Source organism: Pseudomonas sp. JV449 (assembly GCF_032424295.1).
GTDB classification, from domain to species: Bacteria; Pseudomonadota; Gammaproteobacteria; order Pseudomonadales; family Pseudomonadaceae; genus Aquipseudomonas; species Aquipseudomonas marginalis.
Genome location: NZ_VYKD01000019.1, coordinates 157,915 through 172,893, shown reverse-complemented (window position 1 = coordinate 172,893; position 14,979 = coordinate 157,915). Strand labels below are relative to the sequence as shown.

Annotated in this window: 15 protein-coding genes and 1 tRNA gene; 11 read left to right on the top strand and 5 right to left on the bottom strand. The window is 62.5% G+C overall.

The features are described from left to right. Positions 1-14: 14 nt before the first annotated feature. A complete protein-coding gene (locus F6S08_RS18400; RefSeq protein ID WP_065948339.1) occupies positions 15-2,768 on the bottom strand; it encodes a response regulator in 2,754 nt (917 codons plus the stop codon). A 205-nt stretch (positions 2,769-2,973) separates the two neighbouring features. Between F6S08_RS18400 and F6S08_RS18395 the strand changes: the two genes are divergently transcribed. Both F6S08_RS18395 and F6S08_RS18390 read left to right on the top strand, forming a co-directional pair. Then, on the top strand, positions 2,974-3,702 hold the full coding sequence (locus F6S08_RS18395; protein WP_315872126.1) for a response regulator transcription factor: 729 nt from the start codon (positions 2,974-2,976) through the stop codon (positions 3,700-3,702). Next, positions 3,692-5,059 (top strand): sensor histidine kinase, encoded by a 1,368-nt coding sequence (locus F6S08_RS18390; protein ID WP_065927090.1) that lies wholly within the window; start codon positions 3,692-3,694, stop codon positions 5,057-5,059. Before F6S08_RS18395 ends, F6S08_RS18390 begins: the two co-directional genes overlap by 11 nt. Before the next feature lie 3 nt (positions 5,060-5,062). Here the strand turns inward: F6S08_RS18390 and F6S08_RS18385 are convergent, their stop codons facing one another. Beyond that, positions 5,063-5,578 (bottom strand): DUF2062 domain-containing protein, encoded by a 516-nt coding sequence (locus F6S08_RS18385; RefSeq protein WP_027607322.1) that lies wholly within the window; start codon positions 5,576-5,578, stop codon positions 5,063-5,065. A 135-nt stretch (positions 5,579-5,713) separates the two neighbouring features. Here F6S08_RS18385 and F6S08_RS18380 point away from each other — a divergent pair, with 135 nt between their 5' ends. The 8 genes from F6S08_RS18380 (at position 5,714) to murB (ending at position 12,569) form a co-directional block, all read left to right on the top strand. Continuing rightward, entirely contained in the window at positions 5,714-7,939 is a 2,226-nt protein-coding gene (locus tag F6S08_RS18380) for a ComEC/Rec2 family competence protein (protein ID WP_315872125.1), read from the top strand. A 109-nt stretch (positions 7,940-8,048) separates the two neighbouring features. Then, the gene (locus F6S08_RS18375; protein ID WP_027607320.1) at positions 8,049-8,684 is read left to right on the top strand and encodes a MotA/TolQ/ExbB proton channel family protein; all 636 of its coding nucleotides are present in this window, start codon (positions 8,049-8,051) and stop codon (positions 8,682-8,684) included. Continuing rightward, positions 8,681-9,109, top strand: coding sequence for an ExbD/TolR family protein (locus F6S08_RS18370; protein WP_027607319.1), 429 nt, complete (start codon positions 8,681-8,683; stop codon positions 9,107-9,109). The genes F6S08_RS18375 and F6S08_RS18370 overlap by 4 nt, the downstream gene beginning before the upstream one ends. Then, entirely contained in the window at positions 9,109-10,119 is a 1,011-nt protein-coding gene (lpxK, locus tag F6S08_RS18365) for a tetraacyldisaccharide 4'-kinase (protein WP_315872124.1), read from the top strand. The genes F6S08_RS18370 and lpxK overlap by 1 nt, the downstream gene beginning before the upstream one ends. A 23-nt stretch (positions 10,120-10,142) precedes the next feature. Continuing rightward, positions 10,143-10,328, top strand: coding sequence for a Trm112 family protein (locus F6S08_RS18360; RefSeq protein ID WP_003174668.1), 186 nt, complete (start codon positions 10,143-10,145; stop codon positions 10,326-10,328). Beyond that, the gene (gene kdsB, locus F6S08_RS18355; protein WP_065927093.1) at positions 10,325-11,089 is read left to right on the top strand and encodes a 3-deoxy-manno-octulosonate cytidylyltransferase; all 765 of its coding nucleotides are present in this window, start codon (positions 10,325-10,327) and stop codon (positions 11,087-11,089) included. The genes F6S08_RS18360 and kdsB overlap by 4 nt, the downstream gene beginning before the upstream one ends. Further along, positions 11,089-11,553 carry a low molecular weight protein-tyrosine-phosphatase gene (locus tag F6S08_RS18350; RefSeq protein ID WP_065948337.1) on the top strand — a complete coding sequence of 155 codons (465 nt, stop codon included), beginning with the start codon at positions 11,089-11,091 and terminating at the stop codon, positions 11,551-11,553. Before kdsB ends, F6S08_RS18350 begins: the two co-directional genes overlap by 1 nt. Beyond that, positions 11,550-12,569 carry a UDP-N-acetylmuramate dehydrogenase gene (gene murB, locus F6S08_RS18345; RefSeq protein ID WP_065927095.1) on the top strand — a complete coding sequence of 340 codons (1,020 nt, stop codon included), beginning with the start codon at positions 11,550-11,552 and terminating at the stop codon, positions 12,567-12,569. The genes F6S08_RS18350 and murB overlap by 4 nt, the downstream gene beginning before the upstream one ends. A gap of 63 nt (positions 12,570-12,632) precedes the next feature. Here the strand turns inward: murB and F6S08_RS18340 are convergent, their stop codons facing one another. Beyond that, positions 12,633-13,304: a Bax inhibitor-1/YccA family protein gene (locus tag F6S08_RS18340; RefSeq protein ID WP_027607314.1), complete on the bottom strand. Its 672-nt coding sequence runs from the start codon at positions 13,302-13,304 to the stop codon at positions 12,633-12,635. Positions 13,305-13,456: 152 nt separating this feature from the next. Between F6S08_RS18340 and F6S08_RS18335 the strand changes: the two genes are divergently transcribed. Then, a tRNA-Ser gene (locus tag F6S08_RS18335) sits at positions 13,457-13,547 on the top strand. Between the two features lie 126 nt (positions 13,548-13,673). Here F6S08_RS18335 and F6S08_RS18330 read toward each other — a convergent pair. Together F6S08_RS18330 and F6S08_RS18325 are read right to left on the bottom strand one after the other, a co-directional pair. Beyond that, the gene (locus tag F6S08_RS18330; protein WP_315872123.1) at positions 13,674-14,738 is read right to left on the bottom strand and encodes a tyrosine-type recombinase/integrase; all 1,065 of its coding nucleotides are present in this window, start codon (positions 14,736-14,738) and stop codon (positions 13,674-13,676) included. Positions 14,739-14,742: 4 nt separating this feature from the next. Next, entirely contained in the window at positions 14,743-14,979 is a 237-nt protein-coding gene (locus tag F6S08_RS18325; RefSeq protein WP_315872122.1) for a DUF4224 domain-containing protein, read from the bottom strand.

The window sequence follows — 14,979 nt, the reverse complement described above, 5'->3', positions numbered from 1 at the left end:
CCTTTTTGATGAGTTCAGGCGCTGACCCGCGCTTCACTGGCCAGCCGTGCAATGGCCATGTCCAGCTCGTCCAGCGCGGTCATGGCCTTGGCGTCGTCCTGCTTGAGCAGGGTTTCGGCGCGCTGGCAGGCGGCGCGCAGTTGCGGCACGCCACAGTAGCGGGTGGCGCCGTGCAGACGGTGGACGCGTTCGATCAGGGCCAGGTTGTCCTTGGCCTCGCGGGCGACGTGAATGGCCTGGCGATCGGCTTCCAGGGAGGCCAGCAGCATGGCCAGCATGTCGGCCGCCAGGTCCATCTTGCCGGCGGCCAGGCGCAGGCCTTCCTCGTGGTCCAGCACCGGCAATTGCACCCCGGGGCCCAGGCCTTCGACGGCGCGCTCCGGCACCTGGTTGCGCAGGGCCAGGCCGGTCCATTTCAGCACCACCTGGGCCAGTTGCCGTTCGCTGATGGGTTTGGTCAGGTAGTCGTCCATACCACTTTGCAGCAGGGCGCGCTTTTCGTTGGCCATGGCGTGGGCGGTGAGGGCGACCACCGGCAAGGGCGTGCCATGGCGCTCGCTTTCCCACTGGCGGATCGCCTCGGTGCTCTGGCGTCCGTCCATGCCCGGCATCTGCACGTCCATCAGCACCAGGTCGAAGGTGTCCTGTTTCACCGCGTCGACCGCCGCGTAGCCGCTTTCCACTGCCCGGACCTGCGCGCCCATGTCTTCCAGCAGGGTTTGCACCAACAGCAGGTTTGCCGGGTTGTCGTCGACACACAGCACACGCGGCGCACGGCTGGACAACGGCTCGCCCGGTTCACTGCGGGAGGGCCGCGGGCTGATCAGGTCGGACAGGGCACGGCGCAGCTTGCGGGTACACGCCGGCTTGGCCTGCAACTGGCTGTTGGGGTTGGGTACCGACTCGTTGAACAGCATCTGTTCGGTGGTGGGGCACAGCACCAGCACTTTGCAACCCAGGTGTTCGAGGTCCCACAGGTGCTGGTTGAGGCGCTCGGGCGGAATATCGTTGGCGGTCACGCCGAGTACCGCGAGGTCGATGGCCTGCTCGGTCTGGTGAGCGCTGGTGATGCCGTTGGTCAGGCTTTCCAGGGTATTGAACGGCGTTACTTCCAGGCCACAGTCTTCCAATTGGTGCTGCAGGGCCTGGCGAGCCAGGTCGTGGTTTTCCAGCACCGCTACACGATGGCCCAACAACGGCGCGCAGGGCAGGTCTTCGACGTCGTCGCGGGTCTTGGGCAGGTTCAGGCTGATCCAGAATTCAGAGCCTTCGCCCGGCGTGCTGTCGACGCCGATTTCACCGCCCATTTGTTCGATCAGGCGCTTGGATATCACCAGGCCAAGCCCCGTGCCGCCGGGCTGGCGCGACAGTGAATTGTCGGCCTGGCTGAACGCCTGGAACAACGCCCGCACGTCCTGGCTGGACAGGCCGATGCCGGTGTCCTGCACGCTGATGCGCAGTTGCACGCTGTCTTCCTGCTCGTCCTCGATCATCGCCCGGGCCACGATGGTGCCTTCGCGGGTGAACTTGATCGCATTGCTGATCAGGTTGGTCAGGATCTGCTTGAGCCGCAGCGGGTCGCCCACCAGCGCCAGCGGCGTGTCGCGGTACACCAGGCTGACCAGTTCCAGCTGCTTGGCATGGGCGGCGGGGGCGAGGATGGTGAGGGTGTCTTGCAGCAGATCCCGCAGGTTGAACGGGATGCTGTCGAGCACCAGCTTGCCGGCCTCGATCTTCGAGAAATCGAGGATCTCGTTGATGATGCCCAGCAGGTTGTCGGCGGATTTTTCGATGGTGCCCAGGTAGTCCAGCTGGCGCGGGGTCAGCTCGCTTTTTTGCAGCAGGTGGGTAAAGCCGAGTATGCCGTTGAGCGGCGTACGGATTTCATGGCTCATGTTCGCCAGGAACTCGGACTTGATGCGGCTGGCCTCCAGGGCCTCCTTGCGCGCCAGGTCCAGCTCGATGTTCTGGATCTCGATGGTTTCCAGGTTCTGGCGCACGTCTTCGGTGGCCTGGTCGATGCTGTGCTGCAATTCTTCCCGGGCGTTTTGCAGGGTTTCGGCCATGCGGTTGATGCCCGATGCGAGTTGATCCAGCTCCTGGCTGCCCAAGGGTGGCAGGCGGGTTTCCAGGTTGCCGTCCTTGAGTTGGGCCACCGCTTGCTTGATCAGGCCAATCGGCGCGTTGATCGTACGGCTGATGCGCAAGGCCAGGGCTGCGGTGCAGATCAGGCCGATGGCAATCAGCAGCAGGCTGGCGAACAGGCTGCGATAGCCGCGCAGCAACATACCGTTGTGGGACAACTCCACCTCGACCCAGCCGAGCAGGCGATCGGCTTCATCGGGGATCAAATCGCCCGCCAGGTTGCGATGGCGACCAAACACCGGCAGCAGGTAGCGCGTGGCGTCGTTGCCGGTGCGCTGCAGCAGGTGGGAACTGTTACCCACCGGCGGCTGGTTGAGCATGGTCGGGCCGGCGTGGGCCAGGGGCGTGCGGTCCGGCGCGAGGAACGCCACGGTGCGTACGTCCGTCTGTTCCAGGGATTGGGTGGCGATACGCTCCAGCAGGTCGGTATTCCTGCTGCCCATGGCCGGAGCCACCAGGGGCGCCAGCTGCTCGGCGATCATTTCGCCGCGTTGCAGCAGTTGGGCCTGCAACTCCGAGAGCTGCATCCAGGTGAAGTACCCTCCCAACAACAAGGCCATCAGGCTGGTCGGTAATAAGGTCAGCAACAGTACGCGGCCTTTTATCCCCATTCTTTTAAGCACGCCACTCTCCTGCTACCACACTGATATCAATCTTCCGCGCCGGCATCCGGCCCGCGCCACCTGCGCAGTGTAGCCATTTGCGCGGCCTGGAATCTTGCAAATTAATGACAGAGGGCAATCTTCGGGCCGTTGGACGCCGTGTGGCGATTGCCTGCGGCGGGGTTATCTTGAATAATCAGTGATTGAGAATGACTTGCAGACGCTAATGAATCCCGCAGCAGTTGGCCTACCCCGTATCCTCACAATTGAAGATGACCCCGTGCTGGGTGCCTATGTGCATGAGCATTTGGGGCGCTGTGGCTTCCAGGTCACCTGGTGCCAGAACGGTCAGCAGGGCTTGGAGATGGCGCGCGACCAGGCATTCGACGTGGTGTTGATGGATATTCTGCTGCCGGGCCTGGATGGCTTGTCGATCCTCACCCATCTGCGCCGGAGCCATTCGATTCCGGTGATCCTGATGTCGGCCCTGGGCGCTGAAACCGATCGCGTCAGCGGTTTTCGCCTGGGTGCCGATGATTACCTGCCAAAGCCCTTCAGCATGGTAGAGCTGCGCGTGCGTATCGAAGCCATCCTGCGGCGGGTGGCCCTGGATCGGCGCCCGTTGCCGACGCTTGAGCCCGTGCGCGAGGATACCCGCACCCTGCGTTTCGACGATGAACGGTGCGATGTTTTTCATCAAGGCCACTGGGCGGGCCTGACCCGCAGCGAATATCGCCTGCTGGAAACCCTGCATCGCAACGCTGAAGAAGTCCTCAGCAAAGCCTTCCTCTACCAGCATGTGTTGCAACGGGGTTATGCGCCCCATGATCGCAGCCTCGACATGCATATCAGCCAGATCCGCCGCAAGCTCAAGGCCATCGGCTACAGCGAGCGTGAGGTGCGCACGGTGTGGGGCAAGGGCTATGTGCTGAGCGGTCACGACGATGGGCTTTGAGGCATCACTGAAACGGCTGCCGGGCAGGCACTCGTTATTCTGGAAGCTCGCCTGCCTGCTGATCGCCTTCTGTTTGCTGATGATCTGGCTCAGTTGGTCCTGGGGCCGGTACATGGAGCAAAAGAACGCCTACCTGTCCGATGAGGCCAGGAGCACCTTGAGTGGTTATGCGGTCGGCGCCGAGCAGGCCTGGAACCAGAGCGGCAATGCCGGCGTTGATGCGTGGCTGCAGGCAATGGGCAAGCGCGAAAGCACGTGGATCGGGGTGATCGGCAATGACTTGCAGTCGTTGAGCAGCTACCCGCTGACCGACACGGAAAGCCAGCGCCTGACCTTTCTGCGGGGCCTGGATTGGCCGGTCAGCCGCCACGTCAAGGGGTTGCCGTGGTTGAAGATCCCGTTTGCGGTGGATCCGGGCGCCGGTTCGCTGGTGATTGAACTGCCGCAGCGCTTTATGCCGGGGCGCTACCAACTGTTCTGGCGGGTGCTGACCAACGGCGTGATTCCCGGCCTCTTTACCTTGTTGCTGTGCATCGGCCTCTATCGGTTGCTGATCATGCCCCTCAATCAACTGCGCGAGCAGGCCAACGCATGGCGTGCCGATCAATTGAATACGCGGATGTCACACGACGCCACCAGCCGCCAGGACGAATTGGGCGAGCTGGGGCGCGCGTTTGATCATATGTCCGAGCGCTTGCAGGGTACGGTGATGCTGCAACAGCAGCTGTTAAGGGACATGTCCCATGAACTGCGCACGCCCTTGAGCCGTTTGCGGGTGGCCTGTGACAGTGAGCAGGATCTTGCGCGCCTGCGTGAGCGGCTGGGGCGGGAGATCGATGCCATGCAGCGCCTGGTGGAAGACAGCCTGCAACTGGCCTGGCTGGATACCGAGCGGGCGCCGCTGCCCAAAGAAGATATTCAGGTGCAGGCGCTGTGGGACATGCTGCGCGAGAACGCGTGCTTTGAAAGCGGTTGGCCGGCGTCGCGGCTGCCCTGCCTTCTGGGCGCCGACAGTTGGGTACGGGGCAACCTGAATGCCCTGGCCCAGGCCCTGGAGAATATCCTGCGCAACGCCATACGCCATTCCCCGGCGGAGGGGGTCGTGTGCCTGGATGGATGCCGCGAGGGGGAGTATTGGCACCTTTGGTTGGAAGACCAGGGCGGGGGAATCGATGAGCAGGATCTGGAGCGAATCTTTGCGCCGTTTACGCGGCTGGACGGTTCGAGGCCCGGCGATGGTGGCTTCGGGCTGGGCCTGAGCATCGCGCGCAATGCCGTGCAACGCCAGGACGGCAGCCTGTGGGCGGAAAATACCGGCCAGGGCCTGCGTGTGCACCTGCGGTTGCCGGCGCGATAGGTCTCAGCCTCGGCGCTGCTTGCGCTTTTTCCATTGGTGCGCGACCCACCAGCGCCAGTACCCCATGGTCAGGCAGTAGGCCAGTGCGCCCAGCACCAGCCCCAACACCACCGAACCCAGCAGGAAGGGCTGCCACAGCGTGCTCAACTGGCCGCTGATCCACTCCCAGGTCAGGTCGTCGGGCAGGCTGCGCGGTGGCACATTCATCAGCCAGGCGCCGGTCATGTAGGTGCAGATGAACACCACCGGCATGGTGATCGGGTTGGTCAGCCATACCAGGCTGATGGCGATGGGCATATTGCCGCGCACGGTGATCGCCAGCACTGCCGCCAGCAGCATCTGCAATGGGATCGGGATAAACGCCGCGAACAAACCCACGGCCATGGCGCGTGCCACGGAGTGCCGATTCAGGTGCCAGAGGTTCGGGTCGTGCAGCAACGTGCCAAGAAACTGTAATGACTTGTGTTCCCTGATACTGGTGGGGTCGGGCATGTACCGTTTGAATAAGCGCCGAGGCATAGGGGGTCCAGGTCAGTTCGAGGGGCAAGTATGCCCGCATTCTATAAACAGAAAATTCAGACTTTGTGACAAAACATCATAGGACACGCTGGGCCCTCGTCTAAGACTGAGTGGATCACTTGAAAAGGAGGGTTCATGAAGACAGGGATGTTCGCGCTCGCGCTGGGGTTGCTTGCCTTGCGCTTTCTACCGGCGTTGCCGTCGACGGGGTGGCTGATAGCCATGTTGGTACTGGCATTGATGCTATTGCCTTTTCGTACGTCGCCACTGGCATTTTTCCTGCTGGGTTTGAGCTGGGCCTGCATCAGCGCGCAGTGGGCGCTGGATGATCGACTACGGCCGGTGCTGGATGGCCAGACGCGATGGCTGGAAGGCCGTGTAACCGGGTTGCCGCAGCAGACAGGGACGGGCGTGCGTTTTGAGCTGGCCGACAGCCAGGCGCGCAACGCCCGGTTGCCCAAGCGCATCCGGGTGTTTTGGCACGGCGGGCCGCCGGTACGCAGTGGCGAGCGCTGGCGTCTGGCCGTGACGCTGAAACGGCCTGCCGGGCTGCTCAATTTTCACGGTTTCGATCAGGAGGCCTGGCTGCTGGCCCAGCGCATTGGCGCCACTGGCTCGGTGAAGGATGGTGAGCGCCTGGCACCGGCTCGTCATGCCTGGCGTGACACGGTCCGCCAACGTCTGATGACGGTGGATGCCCAAGGCCGCGAGGCGGGCCTGGCGGCTTTGGTGCTGGGGGATGGCTCCGGGCTGGCGGCCGAAGACTGGCAGGTGTTGCAGGACACTGGCACGGTGCACCTGTTGGTGATTTCCGGCCAGCACATTGGCTTGCTGGCGGGGTTGATCTACGGCTTGGTCGCGTTACTTGCACGCTACGGCTGCTGGCCCCTTACCTGGCCGTGGCTGCCGTGGGCGTGCGGCCTGGCGTTTGCCGCCGCGCTGGGGTACGGCCTGCTGGCAGGGTTTGGCGTGCCGGTGCAACGGGCCTGCGTCATGGTGGGGCTGGTGTTGTTGTGGCGCCTGCGCTTTCGTCATCTGGGGTTCTGGTGGCCGTTGTTGCTGGCACTCAATGGTGTGCTGATCCTGGAGCCACTGGCCAGCCTGCAACCCGGATTCTGGCTGTCCTTCATGGCTGTCGCGGTGCTGGTCCTGGGATTTGGTGGGCGCTTGGGGCCGTGGAGTGTCTGGCAGGCATGGACACGTCCCCAGTGCTTGATTGCCGTTGGTCTGTTTCCTGTGTTGCTGGTGCTCGGCTTGCCCGTCAGCGTCAGTGCGCCGCTGGCCAACCTGGTTGCCGTGCCGTGGATCAGCCTGGTGGTGTTGCCCCTGGCCTTGCTGGGGAGCGCATTGTTGCCGCTGCCGTATGCCGGGGAGGGTTTGTTGTGGCTGGCGGGCGGGGCGCTTGACGGGTTGTTCCGGGGCTTGGCATGGCTCGCTGGGCAAATGCCTGCCTGGATACCGGCGGAGGTGCCCCTGGGTTACTGGCTGATCAGCCTGGTCGGCGCGGTGCTGTTATTGCTGCCCAGCGGCGTGCCGTTTCGGCCCCTGGGCTTGCCACTGCTGTTGTTGGCCGTGTTTCCACCCCGCGAGCTCGTGCCCCATGGGCGGATGGAGGTGGTACAGCTGGATGTCGGGCAGGGTCAGGCCTTGATCCTGCGTACCCGCCATCACACGTTGCTCTACGATGCCGGTCCGCGTTCGGGGACGGTTGACCTCGGTGCCCGTGTGGTAGTGCCCGCGTTGAAAAAGCTCGGCGTCGGGACGCTGGATATGATGCTGCTGAGCCACGCCGACGCCGATCATGCCGGTGGGGCGTCGGCTGTTGCCCGAGGGTTGCCGATCCGGCGTGTCGTGGGCGGTGAAACCGAAGGGTTGCCCGCGTTTCTCGCCACCCAGCCCTGCGTCAGCGGCGAACAGTGGGAGTGGGACGGTGTGGCATTCGAGCTGTGGCAGTGGCCTGATGCGATTGATGGCAACCCCAAGTCCTGTGTTCTGCAGGTCCAGGCCAATGGTGAGCGGCTGCTGCTCACGGGGGATATTGATCGGACTGCCGAGCGAGCATTTCTCGCGTCTTCGTTGGCCGTGCACACCGACTGGCTGCAATCCCCTCACCATGGCAGCCGCAGTTCGTCGTCCTGGCCTTTTCTACAGCGGCTGGCGCCCACGTCGGTGCTGATTTCCCGTGGGCGTGGCAATGCGTTCGGCCATCCTCACCCGCAGGTGGTGGAGCGCTACCAGCGACTGGGCAGCCAGATATACGACAGTGCCGAGCTGGGCGCGGTGCGCGTGCAATTAGGGGCTTTCCAGCCACCCACTGTTGCGCGTAGTCAACGCCGTTTTTGGCGCGAAACGTTACCCTGAGCCGGCCATGCCAAAGGCCGTCGCCTGGGACAGACGGGTCCATGGCCGACGAACCCCGCCGCCGAACCTATATGGTAAAGTGGCGCACTTTTTCGAGGGGACATTCACTGTGTGGGAATTGGTCAAATCTGGCGGCTGGATGATGTTGCCCATCATCCTGAGCTCCATCGCCGCACTCGGCATCGTTGCCGAACGTTTGTGGACCCTGCGCGCCAGTCGCGTCACCCCCGAGCATCTGCTGGGGCAGGTCTGGAGCTGGATCAAGAACAAGCAGCTGGACAAGGACAAACTCAAGGAACTGCGCGCCAACTCGCCCCTGGGTGAAATCCTCGCCGCCGGCCTGGCCAACTCCAAGCATGGTCGCGAGATCATGAAGGAGTGCATCGAAGAGGCCGCCGCCCGGGTCATCCATGAACTGGAACGCTATATCAACGCCCTCGGCACCATCGCAGCCATGGCGCCGTTGCTCGGTTTGCTGGGGACGGTACTGGGCATGATCGATATTTTCAGCTCGTTCATGGGCTCGGGCATGACCACCAACGCGGCCGTGCTGGCCGGCGGTATCTCCAAGGCCCTGATTACCACGGCGGCGGGCCTGATGGTCGGTATTCCTTCGGTGTTCTTCCATCGTTTCCTGCAGCGGCGCATCGATGAACTGGTGGTCGGTATGGAGCAGGAAGCCATCAAGCTGGTGGAAGTGGTGCAGGGCGACCGTGATGTGGACCTGGTTGGGGGCAAAGCGTGAAATTTCGCCGCAAGCAACGGGAAAATGTCGACATCAACCTCGCGTCGTTGATCGACGTGGTGTTTATCCTGCTGCTGTTTTTTGTCGTCACCACCACCTTCACCCGGCAGACCGAACTGCGCGTCGACCTGCCGGAAGCCGTGAGTGGTTCGCCGGCCGAAGACCAGGAAGTCAAGCAACTGGACATCGCCATCAGCGCCGACGGCGCGTTTTCGGTGAATAACCAGGTGCTCGAGAAAAACGACCTCGCCAGCCTCATGGCGGCCCTGGAGAAAGAGTCCGGCGGCGATACCAAGATGCCGTTGTCCATCAGTGCCGATGGCAAGACCCAGCACCAGGCCGTGATCACTGCGATGGACGCTGCCGGCAAGCTCGGTTTCAGCCATCTGCGCATGAGCACTGTCGAGGCGGCGAGCCAACCCTGATGGCCATGTCCGATCGTTTGCTCAAGGCCTGGTACGAGGGCCATCCGGCGCTGGCGTTGTTGCGTCCGCTGGAATCGTTGTATCGCCGGGTGGTGCAGCGCAAGCGCGCGCGGTTCCTGGCGGGAGAGGGCGAGATCTATCAATCGCCGGTGCCGGTGGTGGTGGTCGGTAATATCACCGTGGGCGGCACCGGCAAGACGCCGTTGATCCTGTGGTTGATCGAACACTGTCGGCGCAGTGGCCTGCGGGTGGGTGTGGTCAGTCGCGGGTATGGCGCCAAGCCGCCGCAGTTGCCATGGCGCGTCGAGGCGAGCCACAACGCCACGGTGGCGGGCGACGAGCCTTTGCTGATCGTGCAGCGCTGCGGCGTGCCGCTGATGATCGATCCCGACCGCAGTCGTGCGGTGCAGGCCTTGCTTGCCAGCGAGACCCTCGACCTGATCCTCTCCGACGACGGGCTGCAACACTACCGCCTGGCCCGTGACCTGGAACTGGTGCTGATCGACGCCGCCCGGGGCCTGGGCAATCGCCGTTGCCTGCCGGCGGGGCCGTTGCGCGAACCGGTTGAGCGTTTGCACAGTGTGGATGCACTGCTCTACAACGGTGCCGGCTCGGATCGCGACGACGGCTTTGGATTTCGCCTGCAACCTACCGCATTGGTCAACCTGCACAGCGGCGAGCGCCAGTCGCTGGCGTATTTTCCTGAGGGGCAGCAGGTACATGCGGTTGCCGGTATCGGCAACCCGCAACGTTTCTTCAACACCCTCGAAACGCTACACTGGCAGCCGATTCCCCATGCTTTCGCCGACCATGCGCCCTACAGTGCCGAGGTCTTGAGTTTTACCCCGTCATTGCCACTGGTCATGACCGAGAAGGACGCGGTGAAGTGCCGCGCCTTTGCCCAGCCCGACTGGTGGTACCTTGCGGTGGATGCGGTGCCGTCGCCGGCGTTCGTCGCCTGGTTCGACACGCAGCTGATGCGCCTGCTGCCCGCCCGTCTTTTGCCTTAAACGCTTTTTTCCAGGAAACACTCATGGACACCAAACTGCTCGACATCCTCGCTTGCCCGATCTGCAAAGGCCCGCTCAAGCTCAGCGCCGATAAAACCGAGCTGATCAGCAAGGGCGCCGGCCTGGCGTACCCGATCCGTGATGGCATCCCGGTAATGCTGGAAAGCGAAGCCCGCACCCTGACCACCGACGAGCGCCTGGATAAATGACCACAGCCTTTACCGTTGTCATTCCTTCCCGCTACGCCTCGACACGCCTGCCGGGCAAGCCGCTGCAACTGATCGGCAGCAAGCCGATGATCCAGCTGGTGTGGGAGCAGGCCTGCAAAAGCAGCGCTGAGCGTGTCGTGGTGGCCACTGATGACCCGCGCATCATCGAAGCCTGCAAAGGGTTCGGCGCCGAAGCGGTGCTGACCCGTGAAGATCACAACTCCGGCACCGATCGCCTGGCCGAAGTGGCCACGCAGTTGGGCCTGGCGCCAGACGCCATCGTGGTCAATGTGCAAGGCGACGAGCCGTTGATCCCGCCGGGCGTGATCGACCAGGTGGCCGCCAACCTGGCCGCCCACGGTGAAGCGCGTATGGCGACCCTGGCTGAGCCGATTGAAGACATCGACACCCTGTTCAACCCGAACGTGGTCAAGGTGGTCAGTGATGTCAACGGCCTGGCGCTGACCTTCAGCCGTTCGACCTTGCCCTGGGCGCGCGACGCCTTCGCCAGGAACCCTGACCTGCTGCCGGAAGGCGTGCCGTATCGTCGCCATATAGGTATCTACGCCTATCGTGCGGGGTTTCTGCATGACTTCGTCAGCTGGGGGCCGTGCTGGTTGGAAAATACCGAATCCCTGGAGCAACTCCGAGCCCTTTGGCACGGCGTACGCATCCACGTGGGCGATGCTCTGGAAGCACCGCCTGCGGGTGTCGATACCCCGGAAGACCTTGAGCGCGTCCGTCGCCTGCTGGGGGCCTGATGGAGGTTCTGTTTGTCTGCCTGGGCAATATCTGCCGCTCGCCCACCGCTGAGGGCGTACTGCGCCATAAATTGCGCGAAGCCGGGTTGGCGGGGCAGGTCGACGTAGCGTCCGCCGGCACCGGCGAGTGGCATGTCGGCAACCCGCCGGACCAGCGCAGCCAACGTGCGGCGCTGGTGCGCGGCTACGATTTGTCGGCCCAGAGGGCCCGGCAGGTCTCCCGCGCCGACTTTGCGCGCTACGACCTGATCCTGGCCATGGACCACAGCAACCTGCGCAACCTCAAGGCCATGCAGCCCGGCCAGGGCAAGGCGGAGTTGGACCTGTTCCTGCGGCGCTATGAGGCTGAAGTGGACGAGGTGCCGGATCCCTACTACGAAGGCGAACAAGGCTTCGAACGGGTCCTGGACCTGATCGAGCGGGCGTGTGATTTACTGGTGATCGAATTGAAGGGGCGGTTATGACCTTGCAAGTGCGGGCGCAGGTGTCGCTCAAGCCATTCAACAGCTTTGGCATTGATGTGCGTGCCCGACTGTTCGCCGAGGCCCGCAGTGACGCCGATGTGCGCGAGGCACTGGCCTATGCGTCGACCCAGGCGTTGCCCTTGCTGGTGATCGGCGGTGGCAGCAACTTGCTGCTGACCCAGGACATTCCTGCCCTGGTGTTGCGCATGGCCACCCAGGGTATTCGCGTGCTGCAGGATGATGGCGTGCAGGTGGTGGTCGAAGCCGAAGCAGGCGAGGCCTGGCACCCGTTTGTGCTGTGGACCCTGGAGCAGGGCTTCTGTGGTCTGGAAAACCTCAGCCTGATCCCCGGCACCGTCGGTGCCGCCCCCATGCAGAACATCGGTGCCTACGGTGTGGAGATCAAGGACGTCTTTGCCGGCTTGACCGCCCTCGATCGCCAGACGGGCGAGTTGCGCGATTTCAGCCTGGAAGAATGCAACTTTGCCTACCGCGACAGCCTGTTCAAGCACGAAACCGGGCGCTGGTTGATCCTGCGGGTACGCTTTGCCCTGAGCCGCGCCAGCCACCTCAAGCTCGACTACGGCCCAGTGCAGCAGCGCCTGGCAGGGCAGGGGATCACCGAGGCGACACCGAGCGATGTCAGTCGCGCGATTTGCAGCATCCGTAGCGAAAAATTGCCCGACCCGGCAGTGCTTGGCAATGCCGGCAGCTTCTTCAAGAACCCGTTGGTGTCCAAAGCCCTGGCTGAAGAGTTACAGGCACAGTATCCGGACCTGGTGGCTTACCCTCAGGCGGATGGGCAGATGAAGCTGGCCGCTGGCTGGCTGATCGACAAGGCCGGCTGGAAGGGCTTTCGTGACGGCGATGCCGGCGTGCATGCCCTGCAGGCGCTGGTGCTGGTCAACTATGGCGGCGCCACAGGGCACGATATTGCCAACTTGGCCCAGCGTATCCAGCGCGACATCGCCCAGCGTTTCAAGGTCGAGCTGGAAATGGAACCCAACCAGTACTGATACCCCGAAAACAAAAATGCCCCGCATCTTTCGATACGGGGCATTTTTTATGCAGCGAGTAAATCAGTCGTCGCGGCTCATGATGCCGAAGATCTGCAACAGGCTGATAAACAGGTTGTAGATCGACACATACAGGCTGACGGTCGCCATGATGTAGTTGCGTTCACCGCCGTGGATGATGGCGCTGGTCTGGAACAGGATGCACACGGAGGAGAACAGCACAAAACCCGCGCTGATCGCCAGTTGCAGGCCGCTGATCTGGAAGAACATGCCCGCCACCACCGCCGCCAGCAACACGAAGAAGCCCGCGGTGATGAAGCCACCCAGGAAGCTCATGTCCTTGCGGGTGACCAGCACGTAGGCCGACAGACCACCAAACACCAGGGCGGTCATGGCAAACGCCGAGCTGACCACTTCCGCACCACCGGCCATGCCGAGGTAACGGTTGAGGATCGGGCCGAGGATAAAGCCCATGAAACCGGTCAAGGCAAACGCCGACACCAGGCCCCAGGCCGAGTCACGCAGCTTGTTGGTCAGGAAGAACAGGCCATAGAAACCGATCAGTACGACAAAGATATTCGGGTAGCCGACGTGCATCTGCTGGGCCACGAACGCCATTAAGCCGCTGAATGCGAGGGTAAGGGCGAGCAGGCCATAGGTGTTGCGCAACACGCGGCTGACTTCAAGCTGCTCAGCCTGCGCGTTACCATTCACTGCGTAATTCTGTTCGCGCATGGCGACACTCCTTCGGTTTTGAAACGTTCAGTCGCAAAGATCATAACAGACGCTCTGTAACAAGCGATGGCGAGAGTTTGACAGTGTGTTTCATTCGGGTATTATGGCGCCCGCTGAGACAGGATGGGCTACCCTAATCCTGTGATGCACAAGGGAAATTGGCAGAGTGGTTGAATGCACCGGTCTTGAAAACCGGCGAACGTTAATAGCGTTCCCAGGGTTCGAATCCCTGGTTTCCCGCCAAGATTCAAACGAAAGCCCCGCAATGCGGGGCTTTTGTGTTTCTGGGCTTCGGCGGAGCTATCAGCGTACAGGCCGATCGTTTCCGCATCATTTCAGGCGGTTTCCGCAACTCGTTGCAAATTGCGGTCAGCGAGTCGGCTTCACGATCTCCCCGACGCGTCGATAAACGGTCTCGGTTATCCGCTTGTCCGTATGTCCCAGGAGCCGGCTTGCATCTCCTAGGTCGAGGATCTCGCTTGCAGCCTTGGGGCGGATGTCGCGGAACTGGAACTTTCGAATGCTGGCTGCCAACACTCCATCGCCGTTTTCTCTGGCGATGGTGATCGCCTTGTCGCGAGCATCGTCGAAGCGGAGACGGAGCATGTGCTTTGTAACCTGCCTACCGTCCTCGGTGACTATAAGGTAAGGGGTTCTGACCCCGCGCAAGCGTCTCTGCTCGATCAGCCTCGCCACCAGAGTGCCCAGGTCATTGAGCGCGCCGGCGGCGGTCAGCCGGATGCGCAGCTTCTTGGCCGTCTTACCCTGAGCCACCTGCAGGAACTCATTGACTGCATCCGCCTCACGCATCGACAGCACATCGGCAGGGCGCTGCCCGGTTAGGTAAGCGAGGTCCATCGCGTCACGCAGTTCTGAGGCGGCAATGCCATACACAGCGCTCCAAATTTCCTCTGTCGCGTAAAAGTCTCGCGGTGCCTCTTTGTTCTTGCGCACGCCGGCGGCAGGGTTGTTCTCGGTTAACCCCCACTCCCGTGCGATGTTGTAGATGTGCGAGAGCAGGGAGATCTCGCGGTTGGCTCGCACCTTGGCGGTTCGGCCGTCTCGGTACTGGGCGATGATCTGCGGCGTCACCGCGTCGATGGGCGCATCGCAGAAGGCTTTGCGCAGCTGCTTCAGGCTCAGCAGGTTATCGCTCTGTGTCTTCGGCGCTTTGCCGGGGATTATCTCTCTCTCGTAGCGGTCGAACACCTGGCCCAGGAGAGCATTCTTCTTTGGCACGGGCTTGCAGTCGAGCTTTGCCCATTCAGCCTTGGCGATGTCTAAGTCACCCCCGAGCGGGATCTCCACCCGCTTCCCGTCTTCATTTCTCCCGTCGTAGTAGTATCCAACCCACTCTTTACCGCCTTTCAGCGTGCGTACACGCCGAATCATTCGCGGCGGCAGGTCCCTGTTTGCCGCCTTTTTTGCTCGCATTTCTTCATCCTACCCGTGACAAATCCAGCGACCACGCTTCGGTCGCAACGTTTTCAGCTGAAGGCTTCACGCCCGCCAGTTTCATCCGGGCGTAGACGCGGCCGACAACTGGACGGCGCGCTCGGGTTAGCACGTACTTCCAGCCGTTTCGGTTGAGCCACGCAATCTGCCCAGACGGGATCATGTAGCCGGTGATCGCCGCCAGCTCTTCCTCCGCAAGTGTTTCGCTTTTCATTTCCAT